This is a genomic window from Bacillus sp. OxB-1, assembly GCF_000829195.1.
Lineage (GTDB): Bacteria > Bacillota > Bacilli > Bacillales_A > Planococcaceae > Sporosarcina.
Map to the genome: position 1 here is coordinate 1,003,722 of NZ_AP013294.1, position 23,691 is coordinate 1,027,412.

23 protein-coding genes, 2 tRNA genes and 3 rRNA genes are annotated in these 23,691 nt (G+C 48.6%); 27 read left to right on the forward strand and 1 reads right to left on the reverse strand.

Annotated features, from left to right (window positions below; genetic code table 11):
- The first annotated feature begins 15 nt into the window (after nt 1-15).
- The 20 genes from OXB_RS05170 (at nt 16) to rsmI (ending at nt 15,557) form a co-directional block, all read left to right on the forward strand.
- Nucleotides 16-336 (forward strand): YbaB/EbfC family nucleoid-associated protein, encoded by a 321-nt coding sequence (locus OXB_RS05170; RefSeq protein WP_041072435.1) that lies wholly within the window; start codon nt 16-18, stop codon nt 334-336.
- Between the two features lie 11 nt (nt 337-347).
- Nucleotides 348-944, forward strand: a complete 597-nt coding sequence (gene recR / locus OXB_RS05175; RefSeq protein ID WP_041072437.1) for a recombination mediator RecR — start codon at nt 348-350, stop codon at nt 942-944.
- Between the two features lie 12 nt (nt 945-956).
- Nucleotides 957-1,169, forward strand: a complete 213-nt coding sequence (locus tag OXB_RS05180) for a YaaL family protein (protein ID WP_041072439.1) — start codon at nt 957-959, stop codon at nt 1,167-1,169.
- A 54-nt stretch (nt 1,170-1,223) separates the two neighbouring features.
- Nucleotides 1,224-1,487, forward strand: coding sequence for a pro-sigmaK processing inhibitor BofA family protein (locus tag OXB_RS05185; protein ID WP_041072441.1), 264 nt, complete (start codon nt 1,224-1,226; stop codon nt 1,485-1,487).
- A gap of 661 nt (nt 1,488-2,148) precedes the next feature.
- Nucleotides 2,149-3,700 (forward strand): 16S ribosomal RNA (locus OXB_RS05190).
- Nucleotides 3,701-3,800: 100 nt separating this feature from the next.
- A tRNA-Ile gene (locus OXB_RS05195) sits at nt 3,801-3,877 on the forward strand.
- Between the two features lie 12 nt (nt 3,878-3,889).
- A tRNA-Ala gene (locus tag OXB_RS05200) sits at nt 3,890-3,965 on the forward strand.
- Between the two features lie 289 nt (nt 3,966-4,254).
- Nucleotides 4,255-7,187 (forward strand): 23S ribosomal RNA (locus OXB_RS05205).
- Nucleotides 7,188-7,379: 192 nt separating this feature from the next.
- Nucleotides 7,380-7,495, forward strand: a 5S ribosomal RNA gene (gene rrf, locus OXB_RS05210).
- The 16S, 23S and 5S rRNA genes sit together here with 2 tRNA genes alongside, the layout of an rRNA operon.
- A gap of 274 nt (nt 7,496-7,769) precedes the next feature.
- Nucleotides 7,770-7,925 carry a hypothetical protein gene (locus tag OXB_RS18815; protein ID WP_158333645.1) on the forward strand — a complete coding sequence of 52 codons (156 nt, stop codon included), beginning with the start codon at nt 7,770-7,772 and terminating at the stop codon, nt 7,923-7,925.
- A gap of 416 nt (nt 7,926-8,341) precedes the next feature.
- Nucleotides 8,342-9,778 carry an aminotransferase class I/II-fold pyridoxal phosphate-dependent enzyme gene (locus OXB_RS05220; RefSeq protein ID WP_041072445.1) on the forward strand — a complete coding sequence of 479 codons (1,437 nt, stop codon included), beginning with the start codon at nt 8,342-8,344 and terminating at the stop codon, nt 9,776-9,778.
- Entirely contained in the window at nt 9,778-10,410 is a 633-nt protein-coding gene (gene tmk, locus OXB_RS05225) for a dTMP kinase (protein ID WP_041072447.1), read from the forward strand. Before OXB_RS05220 ends, tmk begins: the two co-directional genes overlap by 1 nt.
- A gap of 51 nt (nt 10,411-10,461) precedes the next feature.
- Nucleotides 10,462-10,791: a cyclic-di-AMP receptor gene (locus tag OXB_RS05230; protein WP_041072449.1), complete on the forward strand. Its 330-nt coding sequence runs from the start codon at nt 10,462-10,464 to the stop codon at nt 10,789-10,791.
- A 19-nt stretch (nt 10,792-10,810) separates the two neighbouring features.
- Nucleotides 10,811-11,251, forward strand: a complete 441-nt coding sequence (locus OXB_RS05235) for a YaaR family protein (protein ID WP_041072451.1) — start codon at nt 10,811-10,813, stop codon at nt 11,249-11,251.
- A gap of 48 nt (nt 11,252-11,299) precedes the next feature.
- On the forward strand, nt 11,300-12,304 hold the full coding sequence (gene holB / locus OXB_RS05240) for a DNA polymerase III subunit delta' (RefSeq protein WP_041072453.1): 1,005 nt from the start codon (nt 11,300-11,302) through the stop codon (nt 12,302-12,304).
- Nucleotides 12,297-13,124, forward strand: coding sequence for a PSP1 domain-containing protein (locus OXB_RS05245; RefSeq protein WP_041072455.1), 828 nt, complete (start codon nt 12,297-12,299; stop codon nt 13,122-13,124). The genes holB and OXB_RS05245 overlap by 8 nt, the downstream gene beginning before the upstream one ends.
- Before the next feature lie 13 nt (nt 13,125-13,137).
- Nucleotides 13,138-13,497 (forward strand): DNA replication initiation control protein YabA, encoded by a 360-nt coding sequence (gene yabA / locus OXB_RS05250; RefSeq protein ID WP_041072457.1) that lies wholly within the window; start codon nt 13,138-13,140, stop codon nt 13,495-13,497.
- Between the two features lie 180 nt (nt 13,498-13,677).
- The gene (locus OXB_RS05255; RefSeq protein WP_442852897.1) at nt 13,678-14,418 is read left to right on the forward strand and encodes a tRNA1(Val) (adenine(37)-N6)-methyltransferase; all 741 of its coding nucleotides are present in this window, start codon (nt 13,678-13,680) and stop codon (nt 14,416-14,418) included.
- Nucleotides 14,402-14,689 (forward strand): GIY-YIG nuclease family protein, encoded by a 288-nt coding sequence (locus tag OXB_RS05260; RefSeq protein WP_041072461.1) that lies wholly within the window; start codon nt 14,402-14,404, stop codon nt 14,687-14,689. The genes OXB_RS05255 and OXB_RS05260 overlap by 17 nt, the downstream gene beginning before the upstream one ends.
- Nucleotides 14,667-15,557, forward strand: coding sequence for a 16S rRNA (cytidine(1402)-2'-O)-methyltransferase (gene rsmI / locus OXB_RS05265; protein ID WP_041072463.1), 891 nt, complete (start codon nt 14,667-14,669; stop codon nt 15,555-15,557). The genes OXB_RS05260 and rsmI overlap by 23 nt, the downstream gene beginning before the upstream one ends.
- Nucleotides 15,558-15,608: 51 nt before the next feature.
- Here rsmI and OXB_RS05270 read toward each other — a convergent pair whose 3' ends face one another.
- The gene (locus tag OXB_RS05270; RefSeq protein ID WP_041072465.1) at nt 15,609-15,887 is read right to left on the reverse strand and encodes an AbrB/MazE/SpoVT family DNA-binding domain-containing protein; all 279 of its coding nucleotides are present in this window, start codon (nt 15,885-15,887) and stop codon (nt 15,609-15,611) included.
- A 383-nt stretch (nt 15,888-16,270) separates the two neighbouring features.
- Here OXB_RS05270 and metG point away from each other — a divergent pair, with 383 nt between their 5' ends.
- The 7 genes from metG (at nt 16,271) to OXB_RS05305 (ending at nt 23,239) form a co-directional block, all read left to right on the forward strand.
- Nucleotides 16,271-18,232, forward strand: coding sequence for a methionine--tRNA ligase (gene metG, locus OXB_RS05275; protein ID WP_041072467.1), 1,962 nt, complete (start codon nt 16,271-16,273; stop codon nt 18,230-18,232).
- Between the two features lie 381 nt (nt 18,233-18,613).
- Nucleotides 18,614-19,381, forward strand: a complete 768-nt coding sequence (locus OXB_RS05280) for a TatD family hydrolase (RefSeq protein ID WP_041072469.1) — start codon at nt 18,614-18,616, stop codon at nt 19,379-19,381.
- A gap of 295 nt (nt 19,382-19,676) precedes the next feature.
- Entirely contained in the window at nt 19,677-20,897 is a 1,221-nt protein-coding gene (locus tag OXB_RS05285) for a G5 and 3D domain-containing protein (RefSeq protein ID WP_041072471.1), read from the forward strand.
- A gap of 160 nt (nt 20,898-21,057) precedes the next feature.
- Nucleotides 21,058-21,615 carry a ribonuclease M5 gene (gene rnmV / locus OXB_RS05290; RefSeq protein ID WP_041076322.1) on the forward strand — a complete coding sequence of 186 codons (558 nt, stop codon included), beginning with the start codon at nt 21,058-21,060 and terminating at the stop codon, nt 21,613-21,615.
- Nucleotides 21,612-22,526, forward strand: coding sequence for a 16S rRNA (adenine(1518)-N(6)/adenine(1519)-N(6))-dimethyltransferase RsmA (gene rsmA / locus OXB_RS05295; protein WP_041072473.1), 915 nt, complete (start codon nt 21,612-21,614; stop codon nt 22,524-22,526). The genes rnmV and rsmA overlap by 4 nt, the downstream gene beginning before the upstream one ends.
- Nucleotides 22,527-22,648: 122 nt before the next feature.
- Nucleotides 22,649-22,915, forward strand: coding sequence for a biofilm formation stimulator Veg (gene veg / locus OXB_RS05300; RefSeq protein ID WP_041072475.1), 267 nt, complete (start codon nt 22,649-22,651; stop codon nt 22,913-22,915).
- A gap of 135 nt (nt 22,916-23,050) precedes the next feature.
- The gene (locus OXB_RS05305; RefSeq protein ID WP_041072476.1) at nt 23,051-23,239 is read left to right on the forward strand and encodes a small, acid-soluble spore protein, alpha/beta type; all 189 of its coding nucleotides are present in this window, start codon (nt 23,051-23,053) and stop codon (nt 23,237-23,239) included.
- Nucleotides 23,240-23,691: the final 452 nt, after the last annotated feature.

Sequence of the window (23,691 nt, forward strand, 5' to 3'; positions counted from 1 at the left end):
TAAGGAGGAATTGACATGCGTGGTATGGGCAATATGCAGGGCATGATGAAACAAATGCAGAAGATGCAAAAGAAAATGGCGGATGCACAAGAAAAGCTTGGGGAAGAACGTATGGAAGGGACAGCAGGAGGCGGAATGGTCAAAGTAATCGTCTCAGGCCATAAAGAAGTATTGGAAGTGATCATCGATCCGTCCGTTGTCGATCCGGAAGATGTTGAAATGCTGCAAGATCTGGTCGTAATCGCTACCAACGAAGCAATGACAAAAGCGGAAGAATTAGCGAACTCCACTATGGGTCAATTCACGAAAGGATTGAACCTTCCTGGAATGTTCTAGGAGGTAAAAGGATGCACTATCCAGAACCGATATCGAAACTGATTGATAGTTTTATGAAGCTGCCAGGCATCGGTCCGAAAACAGCGGGCCGGCTGGCGTTTTTTGTATTGGGAATGAAAGAAGATACCGTACTAGATTTTGCGAAAGCACTTGTCGATGCAAAACGGAATCTACGTTTTTGCTCCGTGTGCGGGCATATTACCGATATCGATCCATGCCATATTTGCCAAGACTCGCGCCGGGACCACTCCATGATTTGCGTCGTCCAAGATCCGAAAGACGTCATTGCGATGGAGAAGATGAGAGATTATAACGGGCTATATCACGTGTTGCATGGAGCCATTTCTCCAATGGACGGAATCGGCCCGGAAGACATCAATGTTCCTTCCTTATTGACCCGTCTGCAAGATGAAGAAGTGCAGGAGCTCATATTGGCGACCAATCCGACAATTGAAGGGGAAGCAACCGCGATGTATATTTCCCGTCTCGTGAAGCCTTCTGGTATCACGACAACCCGGATCGCTCACGGTCTGCCGGTCGGCGGAGACCTGGAATACGCGGATGAAGTGACATTGTCAAAGGCACTGGAAGGTCGCCGGGAACTGTAAGGGGTGGCTTGGATGTTTGGCCGAAAGAGGAAATTGAAAAATGAATTCGATGAGCGGCTCCGTTCTCTCATGATGGAAACGAAGGAAGAATGGGAGAACGCAAGAGAGATCGAACGGTATATAAATGATTATGATCTAGAAGTCATTACCCAAAGAAAAATAGCAGAGAGCAAACATTTCTATCTGTTTAAAGAAGCTAAAGAACGCCGACTTGGCAAAGACTGATATATATGAAGTGGGACGCATATACTGGACCAATTATGGAAAGGGGCGTTTCCCGTGAATATTATCATTCTTGCAACGGTCGGCGTTGCACTTCTTCTATTATTGATGCTGGATAAAAAGCAGATCCGAAATGGAGCGGAACGGCTATCGATATTTTGGTTCCGGCTCGCATTCGCCTTCCTACTATTATTCGCCATGAATATTGCAGGTGGATTTATCGGCATCTATGTACCTGTAAATATTGCATCAGGGCTGATCTTGGCCATTTTAGGAATACCGGGATTCGTATCCCTATGCACTTTGGCAGTTCTCTTATGAAGCTTCAGTTAAGTTAGAGGAAAGAAAATGAGGAACAGCTACCGGCCAAAGCGGCATGGTATAGCTGTTTTTTCTTTATTTGCACCAATAAACTAAACTTTTTTCAATTTAGGGGTTGCAAAGTAGAAGACATCGGAGTATAGTAGAAAACGTTGCGCTTCACATAAACGCCAACGACGAAAAAAGAAATTGAAAAAAGTTGTTGACATTACGAACGTAGCTTGATACGATATAAGAGTTGCTGCGAAACACAACAGCAACGAAATGAACCTTGAAAACTGAACAGCAAAACGTCAACAAATAAAGTCCGGAAGCCGACCCCGTCGGTGAAACGGACAAAACGAATCTTCGGATTCAAAATTGACATCTTAAATGATGCCAGCAAGAAACTCGAGCTATTCAAGTTTCTCTAACTGGCGGTTGAGACGTAGTGCAGTGCTAGGAAGCAAGCGAGTGAAGGAGGGAGCGTACATCAGTACGTGACCGACTGAACGAGCGCGGCTGACAACGCAATGCGCTGCGTATCGACTAGCCAGATCTGGTGGCCGAGGTGTGGTGGAGTGCTAGGAGGCGATTGAGCGAAGGAGGGAGCGTACTACGGTACGTGACTGACTGAGCGAATGAAGCCGACAACGCAATCCGCCGCGCATCGGTCGCCAGGATTATGGAGAGTTTGATCCTGGCTCAGGACGAACGCTGGCGGCGTGCCTAATACATGCAAGTCGAGCGGACGGATGGGAGCTTGCTCCCTGAAGTTAGCGGCGGACGGGTGAGTAACACGTGGGCAACCTGCCCTGCAGATGGGGATAACTCCGGGAAACCGGGGCTAATACCGAATAATCAGTTCCTCCGCATGGAGGAATTCTGAAAGACGGTTTCGGCTGTCACTGCAGGATGGGCCCGCGGCGCATTAGCTAGTTGGTGGGGTAACGGCCTACCAAGGCGACGATGCGTAGCCGACCTGAGAGGGTGATCGGCCACACTGGGACTGAGACACGGCCCAGACTCCTACGGGAGGCAGCAGTAGGGAATCTTCCACAATGGACGGAAGTCTGATGGAGCAACGCCGCGTGAGCGAAGAAGGTTTTCGGATCGTAAAGCTCTGTTGTAAGGGAAGAACACGTACGGGAGTCACTGCCCGTACCTTGACGGTACCTTATCAGAAAGCCACGGCTAACTACGTGCCAGCAGCCGCGGTAATACGTAGGTGGCAAGCGTTGTCCGGAATTATTGGGCGTAAAGCGCGCGCAGGCGGTCCTTTAAGTCTGATGTGAAAGCCCACGGCTCAACCGTGGAGGGTCATTGGAAACTGGAGGACTTGAGTACAGAAGAGGAAAGCGGAATTCCACGTGTAGCGGTGAAATGCGTAGAGATGTGGAGGAACACCAGTGGCGAAGGCGGCTTTCTGGTCTGTAACTGACGCTGAGGCGCGAAAGCGTGGGGAGCAAACAGGATTAGATACCCTGGTAGTCCACGCCGTAAACGATGAGTGCTAAGTGTTAGGGGGTTTCCGCCCCTTAGTGCTGCAGCTAACGCATTAAGCACTCCGCCTGGGGAGTACGGTCGCAAGACTGAAACTCAAAGGAATTGACGGGGACCCGCACAAGCGGTGGAGCATGTGGTTTAATTCGAAGCAACGCGAAGAACCTTACCAGGTCTTGACATCCCGCTGCCCGGCATGGAGACATGCCTTTCCCTTCGGGGACAGCGGTGACAGGTGGTGCATGGTTGTCGTCAGCTCGTGTCGTGAGATGTTGGGTTAAGTCCCGCAACGAGCGCAACCCTTGATCTTAGTTGCCAGCATTCAGTTGGGCACTCTAAGGTGACTGCCGGTGACAAACCGGAGGAAGGTGGGGATGACGTCAAATCATCATGCCCCTTATGACCTGGGCTACACACGTGCTACAATGGACGGTACAGAGGGCTGCGAACCCGCGAGGGGGAGCCAATCCCATAAAACCGTTCCCAGTTCGGATTGCAGGCTGCAACTCGCCTGCATGAAGCCGGAATCGCTAGTAATCGTGGATCAGCATGCCACGGTGAATACGTTCCCGGGTCTTGTACACACCGCCCGTCACACCACGAGAGTTTGTAACACCCGAAGTCGGTGGGGTAACCCTTACGGGAGCCAGCCGCCGAAGGTGGGACAGATGATTGGGGTGAAGTCGTAACAAGGTAGCCGTATCGGAAGGTGCGGCTGGATCACCTCCTTTCTAAGGATATTTACGGAATATGAACCTTGGGTTCATACGTTGACGTTTTGCGTTCAGTTTTGAAGGTTCATATAATCGAAACTTCATACAATCCCGGAAGGGGCCTATAGCTCAGCTGGTTAGAGCGCACGCCTGATAAGCGTGAGGTCGGTGGTTCGAGTCCACTTAGGCCCACCATCATATACTTCTGGGGCCTTAGCTCAGCTGGGAGAGCGCCTGCCTTGCACGCAGGAGGTCAGCGGTTCGATCCCGCTAGGCTCCACCAACTTACTCCATAATGGGAGTATTTTTGTTCCTTGAAAACTGGATAAAACGACATTGAAAGCAACAAACACAAGTAATCAACCGAGTCGATCACACTAGTGATTGAACATGCAATACTTTGTAACGATCTGGAAGCCATATCGCTATGGCCGAACGATCGACCAATGGGTTTCGAGAAGCAAGCAGTGCTAGGAAGCGAGCGAACGAAGACCGGAGCGTGCTACGGCACGTGAGGATCTGAGTGAGCGAAGCTGACAACGCAATGCGCCGCTTATCGAAAGCCAGATGAAGGTCAAGTTAGAAAGGGCGCACGGCGGATGCCTTGGCACTAGGAGCCTATGAAGGACGGCACTAACACCGATATGCTCCGGGGAGCTGTAAGTAAGCATTGATCCGGAGATTTCCGAATGGGGAAACCCACTGCCCGTAATGGGGCAGTACATGTACGTGAATACATAGCGTACATGAGGCAGACCCGGAGAACTGAAACATCTAAGTATCCGGAGGAAGAGAAAGAAAATTCGATTCCCTGAGTAGCGGCGAGCGAAACGGGAAGAGCCCAAACCAGGAAGCTTGCTTCCTGGGGTTGTAGGACACTCTATACGGAGTTACAAAGGGATGGGTTAGGCGAAGCGATCTGGAAAGGTCCGCCGCAGCGGGTAATAGCCCCGTAGCCGAAAGTCCATCCCCTCCAGAGTGGATCCTGAGTACGGCGGAACACGTGAAATTCCGTCGGAATCCGGGAGGACCATCTCCCAAGGCTAAATACTCCCTAGTGACCGATAGTGAACCAGTACCGTGAGGGAAAGGTGAAAAGCACCCCGGAAGGGGAGTGAAACAGATCCTGAAACCGTGTGCCTACAAGTTGTCAGAGCCCGTTAAGGGGTGATGGCGTGCCTTTTGTAGAATGAACCGGCGAGTTACGATTCCATGCAAGGTTAAGCCGAGAAGGCGGAGCCGCAGCGAAAGCGAGTCTGAACAGGGCGAATGAGTATGGGGTCGTAGACCCGAAACCAGGTGATCTACCCATGTCCAGGGTGAAGGTAAGGTAACACTTACTGGAGGCCCGAACCCACGTACGTTGAAAAGTGCGGGGATGAGGTGTGGGTAGCGGTGAAATTCCAATCGAACCTGGAGATAGCTGGTTCTCTCCGAAATAGCTTTAGGGCTAGCCTCAAACAACGAATCTCGGAGGTAGAGCACTGTTTGGACTAGGGGCCCATCCCGGGTTACCGAATTCAGACAAACTCCGAATGCCGATGATTTAGGTTTGGGAGTCAGACTGCGGGTGATAAGATCCGTAGTCGAGAGGGAAACAGCCCAGACCACCAGTTAAGGTCCCCAAGTATCCGTTAAGTGGAAAAGGATGTGGCGTTGCCCAGACAACCAGGATGTTGGCTTAGAAGCAGCCACCATTTAAAGAGTGCGTAATAGCTCACTGGTCGAGTGGCGCTGCGCCGAAAATGTACCGGGGCTAAACGGATCACCGAAACTGTGGATTGACACCGTTGGTGTCAGTGGTAGGAGAGCGTTCCAAGGGCGTCGAAGCCAGACCGGAAGGACTGGTGGAGCGCTTGGAAGTGAGAATGCCGGTATGAGTAGCGAAAGAAGGGTGAGAATCCCTTCCACCGAATGCCTAAGGTTTCCTGAGGAAGGCTCGTCCGCTCAGGGTCAGTCGGGACCTAAGTCGAGGCCGAAAGGCGTAGACGATGGACAACAGTTTGATATTCCTGTCCCCCCCCCCCGCCGCTATCAGCAATGGGGGGACGCAGTAGGATAGGGTGAGCGCGCTGTTGGTCATGCGCGTCGAAGCAGTGAGGTGTGGAACGAGGCAAATCCCGTTCCTGTAACATTGAGCTGTGACCGCGAGGGGAATTGTTCCCCGGAGTCCCTGATTTCACACTGCCAAGAAAAGCCTCTAGCGAGGCGGGAGGTGCCCGTACCGCAAACCGACACAGGTAGGCGAGGAGAGAATCCTAAGGTGATCGAGAGAACTCTCGTTAAGGAACTCGGCAAAATGACCCCGTAACTTCGGGAGAAGGGGTGCTCTGGTAGGGTGAATAGCCCGAGAGAGCCGCAGTGAATAGGCCCAGGCGACTGTTTAGCAAAAACACAGGTCTCTGCAAAACCGTAAGGTGACGTATAGGGGCTGACGCCTGCCCGGTGCTGGAAGGTTAAGAGGAGAGGTCAGCGCAAGCGAAGCTTCGAATTGAAGCCCCAGTAAACGGCGGCCGTAACTATAACGGTCCTAAGGTAGCGAAATTCCTTGTCGGGTAAGTTCCGACCCGCACGAAAGGCGTAACGATCTGGGCACTGTCTCAACGAGAGACTCGGTGAAATTATAATATGCGTGAAGATGCGCATTACCCGCGACAGGACGGAAAGACCCCGTGGAGCTTTACTGTAACCTGATATTGAATTCCGGTGCAGCCTGTACAGGATAGGTAGGAGCCTTGGAAGCCGGAGCGCCAGCTTCGGTGGAGGCATTGGTGGGATACTACCCTGGCTGTATTGGACTTCTAACCCATGCCCGTGATCCGGGCAGGAGACAGTGTCAGGCGGGCAGTTTGACTGGGGCGGTCGCCTCCTAAAGTGTAACGGAGGCGCCCAAAGGTTCCCTCAGAATGGTTGGACATCATTCGCAGAGTGCAAAGGCATAAGGGAGCTTGACTGCGAGACCTACAAGTCGAGCAGGGTCGAAAGACGGGCTTAGTGATCCGGTGGTTCCGCATGGAAGGGCCATCGCTCAACGGATAAAAGCTACCCCGGGGATAACAGGCTTATCTCCCCCAAGAGTCCACATCGACGGGGAGGTTTGGCACCTCGATGTCGGCTCATCGCATCCTGGGGCTGTAGTCGGTCCCAAGGGTTGGGCTGTTCGCCCATTAAAGCGGTACGCGAGCTGGGTTCAGAACGTCGTGAGACAGTTCGGTCCCTATCCGTCGCGGGCGCAGGAAATTTGAGAGGAGCTGTCCTTAGTACGAGAGGACCGGGATGGACACACCGCTGGTGTACCAGTTGTCTTGCCAAAGGCATCGCTGGGTAGCTATGTGTGGACGGGATAAATGCTGAAAGCATCTAAGCATGAAGCCCCCCTCGAGATGAGATTTCCCTTTACATTCGTAAGTAAGATCCCTCAAAGAAGATGAGGTGGATAGGTCCGGGGTGGAAGTGCGGCGACGCATGGAGCTGACGGATACTAATCGATCGAGGACTTGACCTATATGAAATGCCGAGGCGGCCTGCCTGGACTCGACAGGCATAAGACAGGCTGGCGAAGCGGCGCTTTATGCCGCATAGCCGGAATGGCTTATGACCCGAGAGTCTGGCCGCCGAGGCTGGACAATACAAAGGTTGCATGGCTTGTGGCAGACAATGTTGGTTTTATCCGGTTTTGAGCGAACAAGCTCAAGAGTCTGGTGACGATGGCGAAGAGGTCACACCCGTTCCCATACCGAACACGGAAGTTAAGCTCTTCAGCGCCGATGGTAGTCGGGGGCTTCCCCCTGTGAGAGTAGGACGTCGCCGGGCGGACAGGTCATTCCCAATGGGGGATGGCTTTTTTTATTGCCTTTTTTCGTGCAGGCGGCAAGCTATTGCACCCGCCTCGTCGAGGAGAGATCGGCGGTGATCCAGGGATGGTTGTTCAGGGATATCACGCTGTCGGGAGGTTACCAGCAGCGCTCTACGGAAAATTAGCACTTCCGGGAGGTTATTATCAGCGGTTGGCCGGAGATATCAGCACTTCCGGGAAGTTATCAGCGGTTGTCCGGAAATATCAGCGCTCTCAGGAAGTTATCGGCAAATGACTAAAGATATCAGCACTTCCGGAAAGGTATCAGCGCTGCCTGGAGATTATCAGCGATTGCTCCAGGATATCGGCACTTCCAGGAAATTATCGGCGGTTGTCCAGAGGTATCAGCACTTGCCTAGGAATATCGGAAGTTGTCCGGCGCTGTAAAGCCTTACTTACTACTAGCAGTTATGAGCGCGAAACTTTGATTTATGAGCGAGGAACCCCCACTTATGAGCGTGGATCTAGTACCTATGGGCGTGGCCTTCAATTTATGGGCACGAACCCCCAAGTTATGAGCGCGGATTTTCATTTTATGAGCGGAGAATCCCCACTTATGAGCGTGGATCTAGTACCTATGGGCGTGGCCTTCAATTTATGGGCACGTACCCCCAAGTTATGAGCGCAGATTTTCATTTTATGAGCGGAGAACCAACGCATGTCAGCACGCCAAAAACGGCTTCGGGTAGATGACATGCCGTAAAACCTCCCTGACTCGGTTGGCACTCTCCACATGGACAGAACGACAGACGTTTTTTCACTTATTATCCTTTATACTAAAGAAAAAGGGAGTGTAATGTGGAATGAATCCTATAGATCGACCGTTGATAGATGCTTTAATTCAATTCAATAAAAACAAGCCGCTGTCCCTTCACGTGCCGGGGCATAAGAATGGCGCGCTTTCAGGCCTCCCGTCTGACCTGCGTGCAGCCCTACCGTTTGATGTAACGGAGCTGGAAGGCTTGGATGATTTGCATGAGCCGGCCGGGGCCATTGAGGAGGCGCAGCGAAAGCTTGCGGCTTTGTATGGGGCCGAGCGGAGTTTTTTTCTGGTCAATGGCTCGACGGTCGGAAATTTGGCGATGATTTATGCGACTTGTCGAAGAGGGGAGACGATAATTGTTCAGCGTAATGCACATAAGTCGGTTTTTCATGCGATTGAATTGGCAGGAGCACACCCCGTTTTTATTACCCCGGCTTGGAATGAGGATGTCCTGACCCCTGGATTGGTGTCCATTGAACAAATCGAAGAGGCTCTTCATTCATTCCCCGAGGCGAAGGCGGTCGTTCTGACGTATCCGACCTATTACGGAACTGCGAATAATGGGCTTGAAAAAATAATCCGTTTTTGCCATGCCCAAGGAGTTCCCGTGTTGGTGGATGAAGCGCATGGGGCCCATTTTGTGCTTGGGGAGCCGTTTCCCCGCTCTGCCTTGGAGATGGGGGCAGATGTGGTGGTCCACTCGGCTCATAAGTCCTTGCCTGCTATGACGATGGCTTCTTTTCTGCATATCCGTTCGAGTTTGGTGGATCCGGAACGGGTTGCGCATACTTTACATATGTTGCAATCTAGCAGTCCCTCTTATCTTCTTATGGCCTCTCTTGACGATGCCCGTGCTTATGTGGAATCCTATACTGCCGAGGATATGGCTTACTTTTTGAAGGAACGCCAAGCATTCATCGAACAATTGGAGAGCATACCTGGCCTACAGCCGGTCAAAATGGATGATCCTTTGAAATTAACATTGCGTGTTACTGGATATTCAGGCTTTGCAATTCAGCAATGTTTGAGCGCGGAAGGGGTTTATGTGGAGCTTGCTGATCTTTATCAAGTATTGCTCATCCTCCCTTTAGTGAAACAAGGTGCACGCTATCCGTTGAAAACGGTTTATGAACGAATCAACCGAGCCTTAACCAAACTGGCACCGGGGACATCTGAACAGCGGGGAGAGGTCCGATTGCTTGCCATCCATGAAAAAGTATCTCAACCTGCCTATTTGCCTTCTCAGCTTGCTGATCTGGAAAGCGAATGGATTTCCTACAAAGATGCTGAAGACCGGGTGGCTGCGGCCTCCATCATTCCGTATCCTCCGGGCATTCCGCTATTGATTGGCGGAGAGGCGGTCGGGAAAGAACATATTCGATCGCTACGCGAATTGATTGCGGGACAGGCAAGATTTCAAGGAGCTATCCAAGTTGAAAATGAACTGATCTTAGTGGTGAAGGACGGTGGTAACTGATGGAACAGTGCGGCATATTCATTTCTTTTGAGGGGCCGGAGGGAGCCGGGAAGACGACCGCTCTCATGAATGTATACGAAAGGCTGAAAGCGGATGGGCGGCAAGTGATAGTTACCCGGGAGCCGGGCGGCATCACGATTTCCGAAAAAATCCGCAGTATCATTTTGGATAATGATCATGAGGAAATGGATGGAAGGACAGAGGCTTTGCTCTATGCTGCAGCACGAAGACAACATCTGGTGGAAAAGATCGAGCCAGCCCTTCGGCAAGGGAGGATCGTCTTATGCGACCGGTTCATCGATAGCTCGCTTGCTTACCAAGGGCATGCCCGCGGGTTAGGGATGGAGGAAGTTTTGGCAATCAATAAATTTGCTATTGGAGAAACGATGCCCGATCTGACCATCTTTTTTGATATTCCACCGGAAGCTGGGCTCGCCCGGATTGCGAGCAATGAAAACCGGGAACAAAATCGCTTGGATAACGAAAGTTTACAATTCCATCGTGTGGTGTATGAAGGGTATCAGCAAGTGCTGCAAAGATACCCGGAGCGGATCCGATCAGTGGATGCCTCTCTTTCCGAAGAAGAAGTAGCGGAAAAAGTTTGGAAATTAATATACTCCCAACTCATTTAAATTCCGGTTTCATGATATAATAAGTCTAAAGCGGAAAAAGGAGAGAGTACCGTGAAATTGGTTGTGGCAGTTGTACAGGATCAGGATAGTAATCGATTATCAAACGCGTTGACTAAAAACGACTTTCGTGCGACGAAATTGGCGAGTACGGGAGGCTTTCTTCGGTCAGGCAACACGACTTTTCTGATCGGTACAGAAGATAGCCTTGTTCCGAAAGCATTGGAACTCATCCGTGATAACTGTCGGTCAAGGGATCAGATGGTCGCTCCCGTGTCACCAATGGGCGGGAATGCTGACTCCTATATTCCTTATCCGGTTGAAGTGGCGGTAGGTGGGGCAACTGTTTTTGTTCTGCCAATTGAACAATTCCATCATTTTTGATGGCCCGAGGTGAATCGGAATGAAAGTCAACGGTGACTATAGAGCTGGACTCGATAAGTTAAGGAATAATCCGTTGCAAACTCCCCAGGGAGGCGCCCGTTTTGGTGAAATGGTTACAAAGCAGGAGCAACGGCTGCAAGGTGAGCAAATCACCAGGTTGCTTGGCGATATCTCTACGGTAGGTGACCGGATTGCCCGTTCCCGGAATTTACGGGATATGGCCAAATTTAAAATGCTCGTCAAACGGTTTTTGAAAGAGGCGGTGGATTCCGGATTGGGCTTGAAACAATCCCATACGTGGAACCAATTCGGGGAAGGTCGCCGTTTGAAAATCGTCCAGACAATCGATGAGAAGCTTATCGAATTTGCAGAGGATTTATTGGACGAGGAAAAGACATCCGTCGATCTTTTGGCGAAAATAGGGGAAATCAAAGGGCTCCTTATCAATTTATATATGTAGACTCGTGTTTCTTTCGGGAAACACGTTTTTTGGAAAGGGGTGGTTTCCGTGAATGAAAAGACGAACCGGCTCTTTGAGGAACAAAAAAACGTCATAGAACGTTTACAGTCTGCTTACCGGAATAACCGTATTGCTCACGCATATATATTTGACGGTGAAACAGGAACCGGAAAAGAGGATGCGGCCATATTTTTTGCAAAGCTTCAGCTTTGTAAACAGGTAACAGAAAATGTTCCATGTGAAACATGTCACTCCTGTCGCCGTTTGACATCCGGAAACCACCCGAATATTGCGATTGTGCGGCCGGACGGACAAGACATAAAAAAAGATCAGATGTCGGAATTGATTGTTCAGATGACTAAAAAAGGTTATGAAGAAGGCCGGAAAATATATATAGTTTCGCGTGCTGATCGCATGAATAGCGCGGCTGCCAATACATTGTTGAAGTTTTTGGAAGAGCCGGAAGGGGAAGTGACGGCCATCCTATTGACGGATTCCTATCAGTCGATTTTGCCGACAATCCAATCCAGATGTCAGCGAATCCCCTTCTTACCCCCATCCCGGGAGGCTATGATAGGGAAGCTGGTGGAAAAAGAAATCACTTCCTCGATGGCTGCCACCGTCTCGATGGTAACGGCAGATTTTGAAGAAGCCCTCCGCCTTGCCGGGGACGATCAATTTGCACAGATGAGAAAAACAGTGTTAAAATTGATGGAAGCATCGGATAAACATGTCCAAGAAGCATTATTATTCATCCAAACGGAATGGATTCCGCTGTTTAAAGAAAAGGACGATACCGAACGTGGCTTGGACCTGTTATTATATGCTTATCGGGATGTCATGGCATACAAGGCAGGATTGGAGTCCACACCGGCATATCCGGACCAGCAACAATTCTTCACTAGTCTGTCGATGAATATTACATTCAGCCAGCTTTCTTCCGTCATGGATGCTATCTTGCAGGCGAAGAAAAAACTGCATAGTAATATGAATCGTACGCTTCTAATGGAGCAATTGGTGCTCAGCATGCAGGAGGGGTTACTTGTTGTATAAAGTAATAGGAGTCCGCTTTAAAAATGCGGGTAAAATATATTTTTTCGATCCTCTGGATTATGATTTGAACGTAGGGGATTATGTCATTGTGGAAACCGCGCGGGGCGTGGAATATGGCAAAGTGGCAAGCCGTTTGAGAGAGGTCGAAGAAAACGATGTCGTCTTGCCGCTTAAGAAAATCATCCGGCCAGCGCAAGCGGAGGATATCGAACAGGTGATGGAAAATCGGGAAGAAGCGGAACGTGCTTTTCATACCGGACAAGGGAAAATCGAGGAGCATAAACTCGATATGAAACTTGTCGATGTGGAATACACATTCGATCGGAATAAAATCGTGTTTTATTTCACGGCAGAGGGAAGAGTCGATTTCCGTAATCTTGTCAAAGATTTGGCTTCTATCTTCAGAACGCGCATCGAGCTGCGGCAGATTGGTGTCCGGGATGAAGCGAAAATGCTTGGGGGAATTGGTCCTTGCGGCAGAATGCTCTGTTGCTCGACATTCCTAGGCGATTTTGAACCGGTTTCTATCAAAATGGCAAAAGACCAAAACCTTTCGCTCAATCCATCCAAAATTTCCGGTTTATGTGGTCGTCTCATGTGTTGCTTGAAGTATGAGAATGATGAGTATGAAGAAGCAAAAGCATTGATGCCGGATATCGGAACAGCTATCCAGACACCGGATGGTCCCGGAAAAGTCGTCGGGCTGAATCTATTGGAGCATATTCTTCAAGTCAGTTTGAACGAGCGGAACCAAGTCGTCGAATATTCGATGATGGAAGTCGCGAACTCTGCAAAAGATGTGGTGCAATTGATGAAATGATGAGGTGGGACAGTTGAAAGAAGGGAATTTTCTCGACAGAGTCATGGAATTCGAGCAACAGCTGGAATCCATGCAAAAGCAATTCCGCGAATTGATAGGATTTGTCGCGCAGATGACGGAAGAAAACCATTCACTTCAACTCGAAAACCATCATCTGCGAGAGCGGCTTGAAGAGATGGACGGGCAGGTACAGGCTTCTAAAAGTCCGAAGCAAAAAAAGAAACCGCAAGCGGCAGATGTAGGCGAAGGCGTCGATAACCTTGCACGCTTGTATAACGAAGGCTTCCACGTTTGCAATGTCCACTATGGAAGCAGCCGCAAAGGTGAAGATTGTCTTTTCTGTCTCTCGTTTTTGAATAAGCAGCATGTATGAGCGAAGCCGATCCTTGTCATTCAAAGGGTCGGCTTTTCTAATTGCTTTCCCATGTTGCGGTGTTTACACTTAGGATTTAGTAAGTATTTGATGCCAATGGGATGGGAAGCCCTTTTATTTAAATAGAAAATTGGAATGCAGCAGGACAATTTGACGTAGGAGGAACGGGTTGTGGATGATATTTTGCAAGGTGATGAAAGGCTTGATTATTTATTGGCGGAGGATTTACGGATTATACAAAGCCCCTCGGTGTTTTCCTTTTCATTGGATGCAGTGTTATTGGCGAAATTTGCATATGTGCCGATTCGTTCGGGAAAAATTGTAGATCTTTGTGCAGGAAATGGAGCGATCCCCCTTTTTCTAAGTGCTCGGACAAAAGCCGAGATCTTTGCTGTCGAATTGCAGGAGCGGCTGGCGCATATGGCGTGGCGGAGCATCCGATATAACGGTCTAGAGCATCAGATCCGCGTATTGAATGAAGACGTGATCGGCATCGCTTCGCAAATCGGCTATGAAAAGTTTGATACAGTTACGTGCAATCCTCCTTATTTCCCGGCGTTGGAGGCCAGCGACAAAAATTTGAAGGAGCATGTCGCCATTGCCCGGCATGAAATTAAACTGACATTGGAGCAAGCCGTCCAATCTGCAAGCGAATTATTGAAGCAAGGGGGAAAAGCGGCCTTTGTCCATCGCCCTGGCCGTTTTCTCGATATCGTGACCGCGATGCGTGCCAATCGCCTGGAACCGAAACGGATCCGGTTCGTTTATCCCAAGGAGGGAAAAGAAGCGAACACCCTTCTTATTGAAGGAATCAAAGACGGAAAACCGGATTTGAAAGTACTGCCGCCTCTATTCGTCTACGACGCACAAGGGGAATATACCGAGGAAGTGAGGGGACTCCTTTATGGAACCGGAAAATGAGCATGTTTTTTATGTGCTGGAGTGTAAGGACGGCTCCTATTACGCAGGTTATACGAATGATTTGGATAGACGGGTGCGTGTCCATAATGAAGGCAGAGGGGCAAAATATACGAGGGCCCGGAAACCGGTCCGCTGCATTTACAGCAAAATCTATGAGACGAAACGGGAAGCGATGCAGGCCGAATATCGGTTTAAACAATTGAAGCGGGAAGCAAAAGAGCGGTATATCAGAAAGGATGGAGAACGGGATGAAATCGCAAAAGAGCGCTGAGCCTGCTGGTGGAAAGCTCTATTTGGTCGGAACACCGATCGGAAATTTGGAGGACATGACCTTCCGGGCGATTCGGACGTTGCAAGAAGTTGACCGCATTGCTGCCGAAGATACGCGGAACACAATTCGCCTCTGCAATCATTTTGATATAAAGACGCCATTGATGAGCTACCATGAGCATAATACGGAAAGCGGGGGAGAAAAGATCTTGGCATTGCTGGAAGAAGGAAAGTCGGTTGCAGTCGTCAGCGATGCCGGCATGCCCTGCATTTCGGATCCGGGAGCGGATATCGTGGCAAAGGCTTTGCATGCCGGATTTGCTGTTGTGCCCATCCCGGGAGCAAATGCCGCAATTAGCGCACTTGTGGCTTCTGGTATTGCACCGCAGCCATTTCTGTTCTTCGGTTTTTTGCCACGCCAAAAGAAAGAACGTAAGGTACAATTGGATAGCTTAAAACGGCGTCAGGAAACAATCCTTCTATATGAAGCCCCTCACCGGTTAAAAGAGACGTTGCAGGCTATGTCGGAGGAGCTCGGGAAAGATCGAAAAGTGGTGCTCGCCCGCGAGTTGACGAAACGATTTGAGGAATTCCTCAGGGGGTCGCTCGAAGAGGCCATTCAATGGGCTGATACCCATGAAGTCAGAGGAGAATTTTGTATTGTCGTGGAAGGAAACGAAAATGGCGCTGAAGAAGAGGAACGAGTGGTATGGTGGGCAGAAATGTCCATAAGAGATCATGTCAATGAAGTAATTGAAAAGGAAGGGATCCGTTCCAAGGAGGCCATTCGGCAAGTAGCGAACGAACGGGGGATGAATCGGCGGGAGGTTTATAAGGCATTCCATATTGACGAGGAGCAGCCAAGTTGATTCAAAAAAATCCAGATCGAAAGCTCGGTCTGGATAATTACTATTGTAATATTATTTTTTCAAATTCTCTTCGATTTCTTTCATCAGCTGTTCTGCGCCTTTTGGACTTAAAATTAATTTACCATCGATGAGACGCATATTGTCGTCGGATACATCGCCAGTAATGGAACAAGTCATATTAGGCATGTATTTCTTCAGTATGATTCTATCATCATCCACATAGATTTCGAGAGCATCTTTTTGCGCAATACCGAGTGTACGACGCAATTCGATAGGGATTACTACGCGTCCCAGTTCATCGACCTTTCTTACGATACCGGTAGATTTCATGACAAGATCTCCTTCCAATACAGTTTATTTTCGTCAAAATTCGACATTATTCTCTTGTCTGTCTCTTATCATACCAATGCTACCATTTACCGTCAAATTATTTCTCTTGATTTTAAGATATAAAATCTGGAATCTTTTAAGTTATATTTTTGAAAGTATTTTGCAAAAGTAAGAGGAAAAGGGATCGGAGCTTGGGGAAAAAGGAAATTGATTGTATCAGCTTCCTCCTTTCGTTAGAATGGTTATAATGGAAGGGATCAGAGAAATGAAGGAAATTATAGCATTCCAGCCGATTGGGAAGCCTAGCTCCTGATGCGGTTTATTCGACTGAGTCGGGTAGGGGGAGTGCAGATTTCACCCTATATAAAACTGGAGGAATATTCGTGACTGGACAAGATAAGACATTTTACATTACGACGCCGATTTATTACCCGAGCGGAAAATTCCATATCGGAACGGCATATACAACTGTTGCTTCCGATGCAATGGCTAGATATAAAAGACTACGCGGCTATGATGTCCGCTTTTTGACAGGCATGGACGAGCATGGTCAAAAAATCCAAGAGAAGGCGGAGGAAGTGGGATTGCCGCCCCAGCAATATGTAGATGGAATTGCAGAGACTGCCAAAAAAGTATGGAAGCTCATGGATATTTCATACGATGATTTCATCCGTACGACGGAGGATCGTCATAAGCAAGCGGTCGAGAAGATTTTCCAGACTTTTCTCGACAATGGCGACATTTATAAAGGTGAGTATGAAGGTTGGTACTGTACACCTTGTGAATCGTATTTCACGGAAGGGCAGTTGGAAGATGGAAATTGCCCGGATTGCGGACGCCCGGTGCAAAAAGTGAAGGAAGAATCGTACTTTTTCAACATGAAGAAGTATGCGGATCGGCTGTTGCAGTTCTATGAAGAGAATCCGACGTTCATCGAGCCGGAATCGCGCAAAAACGAAATGATCAATAACTTCATCAAACCGGGACTTGAGGATTTGTCGGTTTCCCGCATGTCGTTCGATTGGGGAATCCGGGTGCCAGGTGACCCGAAACATGTCATTTATGTATGGGTCGATGCGTTGACAAACTATATTACATCACTCGGTTATCGCTCGGATGATGATTCCCTCTTCCATAAATATTGGCCGGCGGATGTCCATGTCGTCGGAAAAGATATTGTGCGATTCCACACGATTTACTGGCCGATTTTCCTTATGGCGCTTGACTTGCCATTACCGAAAAAAGTGTTTGCGCACGGATTTATCATGATGAAAGACGGAAAAATGTCCAAGTCGAAAGGGAATGTCGTATATCCCGAAATGCTCGTTGAACGGTATGGTTTGGACGCGACACGTTATTTCCTACTGCGTGAGTTGCCTTTCGGACAAGACGGCGTGTTCTCGCCGGAGTCATTCATTGAACGTACGAATTATGATTTGGCGAATGATCTCGGAAACCTTTTGAATCGTACGGTTTCCATGATCAATAAATATTTTGATGGAGAAATTCCGACAGAAGGCTTGGATTCGACGGAGTTTGACGGAAGTTTGACGGAATCCATCGATAAAACAATAAAGAACTATGAAGTTGCGATGGAGAACATGCAGTTTAGCGTCGTGTTATCGGAACTTTGGACGCTCGTTTCCCGGACAAACAAATATATTGATGAAACAGCGCCATGGGTATTGGCGAAAGAGGAAGCGGATCGGGGGAAATTGGCGTCGGTGATGAGCCATCTCGCTTCTTCCCTCCGTCAAATTGCAGTATTATTACAGCCGTTCATGACGGAAGCGCCGAAAAAGATCATCGAACAGCTTGGCTTGGATGAATCCTTGCTCGCTTGGTCGACGCTAGGCGATGCCAATGCCATTCCGAAACATACGAAAGTGGTCGCAAAAGGCGTGCCGATCTTCCCACGTCTCGATCCGGATATTGAAATCGTCTATATCCGCGATCAGATGGCCATAACAGCACCAGCGGAACAAAAGACGGAGAAACAAGAACAGGAAGCGCCGGAAACGGAAGAAATAACGATTGACGATTTCATGAAAGTCGATCTCCGAGTCGCCACTGTCACGGAATGTGTCAAAATCCCGAAAGCCGACAAATTGCTTAAACTGCAACTGGATCTTGGCTATGAACAACGGCAAGTGGTGTCCGGCATTGCGGAACATTATGAGCCGGAATCCTTAATCGGGGAGCAAGTAATCGTCGTGGCCAATTTGAAGCCGGTCAAATTACGCGGTGAACTTTCCCAAGGGATGATCCTCGCCGGCAAATCGGACGGCGTGTTAAAACTGGCGACAGTGCCGCCAGGGCTCGACAACGGTGCACAAGTGAAATAAAAGCTTCGTCATACTGTGGAAACGTATATATAGGTCTAATTTAACTTTTTCATAGGGACTGTAGTTGATTGGAGTGGAAGGCGGGCGACTCCTGCGGGAATAGCATGAGCTGAAGACCCCGCAGGAGCGAAGCGACGAGGAGGCTGAAGCCATGCCCGCGGAAAGCGCCCGCCTGGAACGGAAATCAACGATGAGATGAAGATTTCTAATTCAATATATATAGTTAGGGCTAAATAAAAATCAACGAAAACGGCGTTCTTCCGAGTAACGCCGTTTTCGTTTTATTTGCAATCTACGTTACATTGTAATCTAATTGTAAACAAAATGTGATGAATGTCATTCATCCAACGACTAAGATGGAGATACTGTGAGGCGAAAATAATGTTAATTGATACACATGTTCATTTAAATGCAGACCAATACGAGGAAGATGTCGAAGAAGTGATTCAGCGGGCACTGGAGGCAGATGTCAAAAAGATGGTTGTCGTCGGTTTCGATACGAAGACGATCAACAGAGCGATGGAGTTGGCGGAAGCCTATCCTTTCATCTACGCGGTAGTCGGTTGGCATCCCGTTGATGCGATTGATTGCACAGAAGAGGACCTGAAGTGGATCGAGTCGCTGGCCAAACATCCGAAAGTCGTCGGAATCGGGGAGACTGGTTTGGACTATCATTGGGAGAAATCGCCGAAAGACGTCCAACAGGAATTATTCAGGAAACAGATTCGCCTGGCGCAGCGGGTGAATTTGCCGATCATCATCCACAACCGTGATGCGACTGGGGATGTTGTCCGGATTTTGAAAGAGGAAGAGGCTGAAAAAACAGGCGGAATCATGCATTGCTTCGGCGGAAGCGTCGAAACTGCAAAAGAATGTATAAATATGAATTTCATGATATCGCTCGGGGGACCGGTAACTTTCAAAAATGCCAAAACGCCGAAAGAAGTCGCGACGGAGATTTCCCTCGATCATTTATTGATAGAAACCGATGCACCTTACCTAGCGCCTCATCCGCACCGAGGAAAACGGAACGAACCTGCTTTGGTCGCCCTGGTAGCGGAAGAAATTGCACGGCTCAAAGAATTACCTGTGGAAGAAGTGGCACAGCGGACGACAGAGAATGCCTTAAAACTATTTGGAATGAAATGACGCCATTACGCCTGATTTTGAATTGCGTATGAATCCATCTGTTCAAAAGAGTGACTTGCACCTAAGTCCAGCTATTTGGTTGAGTTTTGAATTTTCACAGGGTCGGGGAAAGCAAGCATTCATCCTATAAATTTTGCGAGTTTGGATATCGGCTGTATCGAAGTTAAAACCCCAAAGCCTTCTATACTTGCCTATATCGGTTCTTCCTCTACGATCCTAGTTAGAGGTTCAATGGGTTGACACGTGAAAGAGGAACCTATATAATCAGCCGAGTGATGAAGGAGGAGTTTTTTACATGTCAAATGACACCGTGGAAAATCTGTTCTTTAAATCATTGAGGAGTAAACAAATAGTGGCGGGCATCGTGTCCCTTGCTTTATTTGTTGCTATTATGTCACTTGTCCTATTTGAAGGGACGAAAAAATCGGTCACGTTACACGTGGACGGTAAAGAATTGGAAATCAAAACACATGCACATACAGTGGGGAAACTTCTTTCCGAGCAGGATTTTGAAGTGTCCCCGCATGATTTAGTAACACCCTCAGTGAATACACCGATTGAAAAAGGTTTGTCGATCCGGTGGGAACAGTCGAAGCAAGTTGCGATACAGATAGGCCAGGATACGAAGAAGATTTGGACTCGGGAAGATAAAGTAGGAGATGTCCTCCATGCAGCGGGCATCGAAATTTCCGAACATGACATCGTCACGCCTGATCTGGATGAGCAGTTTGGGGATGGCAATCGAATTACTATCGAAAAGGCGTTCCAAGTGGCGCTCAACGATGGGGGAGAGAAACGGAACGTATGGTCAACTTCGACTACGGTCGCTGACTTTTTAAAGAGAGAGAACATTCATTTGAATGAAGACGACCGATTGAATAGAAAGGCGGATGGCATACTGAAGCCCGGTTCTATTGTAGAAGTCGTACGAGTGGAAAAGGTCACCGATGTAGTGGAAGAACCGGCGAACTTCGTAGTGGAAACACGCAATGACCCAAAATTGTTGAAAGGACGGGAAAAAGTCATTCAACAAGGGGAGAAAGGCAAGGTTTCCCGGAAGTTCGAGATTGTGAAAGAAAACGGAAAAGTCGTCTCTCGTAAAGTAGTACAGGAAACAACCCTCAAGGAACCACGAAAGAAAATCGTGGCAGTCGGTACGAAGAAGGCAGTCGCTAGCGCAACGACCCCGACAGGAGCCGTTTCCCGGAATGATTCGGCGGCAGGCGGTAAAGAATTTTACGTCACCGCCACGGCCTATACCGCCCATTGCAATGGATGCACGGGAATCACACGCACGGGTATCAATTTGCGCGCCAATCCGAATCTGAAAGTGATCGCAGTGGATCCATCTGTCATCCCGCTCGGCTCGAAAGTATGGGTGGAGGGATACGGATATGCCATTGCGGGCGATACAGGCGGCGCCATTAAAGGAAGAAAGATCGATCTTCACGTACCTACCACTTCGGAAGCCTATAAATTCGGCAAACGTCAAGTGAAAGTTAAAATCATAGACTGATCTCATTCCCATTATCCGTAGGGCCGGAAAAGGCCCTGCGGTTATTTCATGTTATAGGGTTGCAGAAGGACATGGAACGGGGATGGACGAAATCGGGGTTCTGTACAATGTTCAGCAGGCGGAGTAAAATGAGGACAAACGAATGGAAAAGAGGAACATTGTGAACGTCAAAGAAATTGTTGTGGTGGAAGGGAAGTCAGACACTATCGCTGTACGACGTGCGACAGGAGCGGACACCATCGAGACGAATGGGTCCGCAATAGACGACAACACCCTTCAGCGGATTCGGCATGCCCAGGAGAAACGGGGGGTCATCGTCTTTACAGATCCCGACTATCCCGGCCGGCGCATCCGTGCCATCATTGAAGAACAAATTCCCGGCGTCAAACACGCCTTTTTGAATAAAAAGCAAACCGTGGCGAAGAATGGCAAAGGGCTCGGCATCGAGCATGCAGATGATGAGGCGATCCGGGAAGCGTTGCGGGCTGTCTATACCGTGGACACATCCCCCGCCGTGGAAATCAAGCCTGCAGATCTGCTCGTAGCCCGGCTGATCGGCCATCCGGATGCCAAAAAGCGGCGGGACCGATTAAGCGAAATCCTGCAGATCGGGCAAGTGAACGGCAAAGGCCTGAAAAAGAGACTTGAAATGTTCAGAATCGGATATGCTAAGCTGGAAGAAGCAATCCGGGTTCTCGACGAGGAGGAATCAAGATGAAGAAAGATATCGCTACTCCAGTCAGGACAAAGGAGATTCTGGAGAAACACGGGTTTTCATTCAAAAAAAGCTTGGGGCAAAATTTTTTGATCGATCCCAATGTGCTGCGTAATATCGTATCGCATGCCGATCTTACGGAGAGGACGGGGGTCATTGAAATTGGACCGGGCATCGGTGCGTTGACGGAGCATCTCGCCAGGAGTGCGGGGAAGGTAGTCGCGTTTGAAATCGACGGGCGGCTGTTGCCTGTGTTGCAAGATACGCTATCTTCTTATGACAATGTCACAATCCTCCATCAGGATATTCTGGATGCCGATCTGGGAAAGGTGATGGAAGAGCAATTTGCTGAGTATGAGGACGTAGTGGTCGTCGCCAATTTGCCTTACTATATCACCACGCCAATCATTATGAGGTTCCTGCTCGAAAGGGTTCCCATCTCCGCCATGGTCATCATGATGCAGAAGGAAGTGGCAGACCGGATCACCGCCTTGCCCGGAACGAAGTCATACGGTTCACTTTCCATCGCCATCCAGTATTATATGGATGCCGAAGTGTCCATGATTGTGCCGAAGACGGTATTCATACCGCAGCCGAACGTGGAATCCGCCGTTTTGAAATTAACCCGGAAGGAAAAAGTCCCGGCCGAAGTAAGGGATGAAGGCTTCCTGTTTGAAGTGTCGAGAGGGTCGTTTGCACAACGCCGAAAAACGATTTTCAATAATTTGCAATCAGCTTTGCTGGACGGTAAGGCGAAAAAGGATTTGATTCTCCAAGCATTCGAACGGATCGGATTGGATCCGGGTCGGCGCGGGGAAACTTTGACAATTGAAGAGTTTGCAATGCTGTCAAATGCTCTGTATGAGGATTTTTACATTCCAAAGTCTTCCAAAGGGACGACTAAAAGTCTATAAAAAATTTCCTTCAAATAGAAGAAAATGATTGACAAAGGTAATGTCCAATTGTTAAAATGTTTGTTTTAATTGACAGAAAGTTTTAAATGTGTTATGCTTATACATAGTGAGGTGTAAGCGACATGCCAAAAACATTAGCGGATATTAAGAAGTCATTGGATTCTCATCTCGGGAAACGTTTGCATTTAAAGGCAAACGGAGGTCGAAAGAAGACGATTGAGCGGGCGGGGGTACTGCGTGAGACGTATCGTGCCGTATTCGTTGTCGAATTGGACCAGGACGAAAACGCGTTTGAACGGGTATCTTACAGCTACGCGGACATTTTGACCGAAGCGGTGGAAATTACGATCCTTGATGGCTCGGACTCCACAGCATTCAGCGTCAAATAATTACAGCATTCATGATGTAAATCATTTTTTTAAAAGAACACCTATGTAATCCGCTCAAGGCGGAATAATTTACATAGGTGTTTTTTTAATTTTATCACCATACTACAATTGTCAGCCGAAAAGGAGGAAAACCGAATGGCGAGAAGAAGATCTGTAATGTCTGAGCAACTGAAGGAAGAAATTGCGAAGGAACTTGGATTTTACGATGTTGTTCAACGCGAAGGTTGGGGTGGCATCAAATCGCGTGACGCCGGTAACATGGTGAAACACGCGATTGAAATGGCGGAAAGAGGCGTGGCACAAGGCAACCGACCGCAGCAGTAAGCTCCCTGGATCCAAATAGAGGCTGACAACTAAAAGCTGCATTCGGGCGATTTCGCCTGGATGCAGCTTTTTTCGTATGCTTCGGGAGCTTTAATAATTGAAGTGCTGATATTTTTGCGGAACCGCTGATAATTTGTGAGAAGCACTGATATTCTTGCGGAACCGCTAATAACCCGTGAGAAGTGCTGATACTCTTGCGGAACCGCTGATAACTCGTGAGAAGTGCTGATACTCTTATGGGACTGCTGATAACCTGTGAGAAGTGCTGATATTCTTGCAGGACTACTGATAACTCGTAAGAAGCACCGATATTCTTGCAGAACCGCTGATAACACGCTAGAACTGCTGATACGATTGTGAATCTGCCGTTGACTTCAAAATCACCCATCCGGCGCCCACTTTTTCATAAGCTACACTGCACCCGCAAGCCAGATTCAACCCTAAAAAACTAT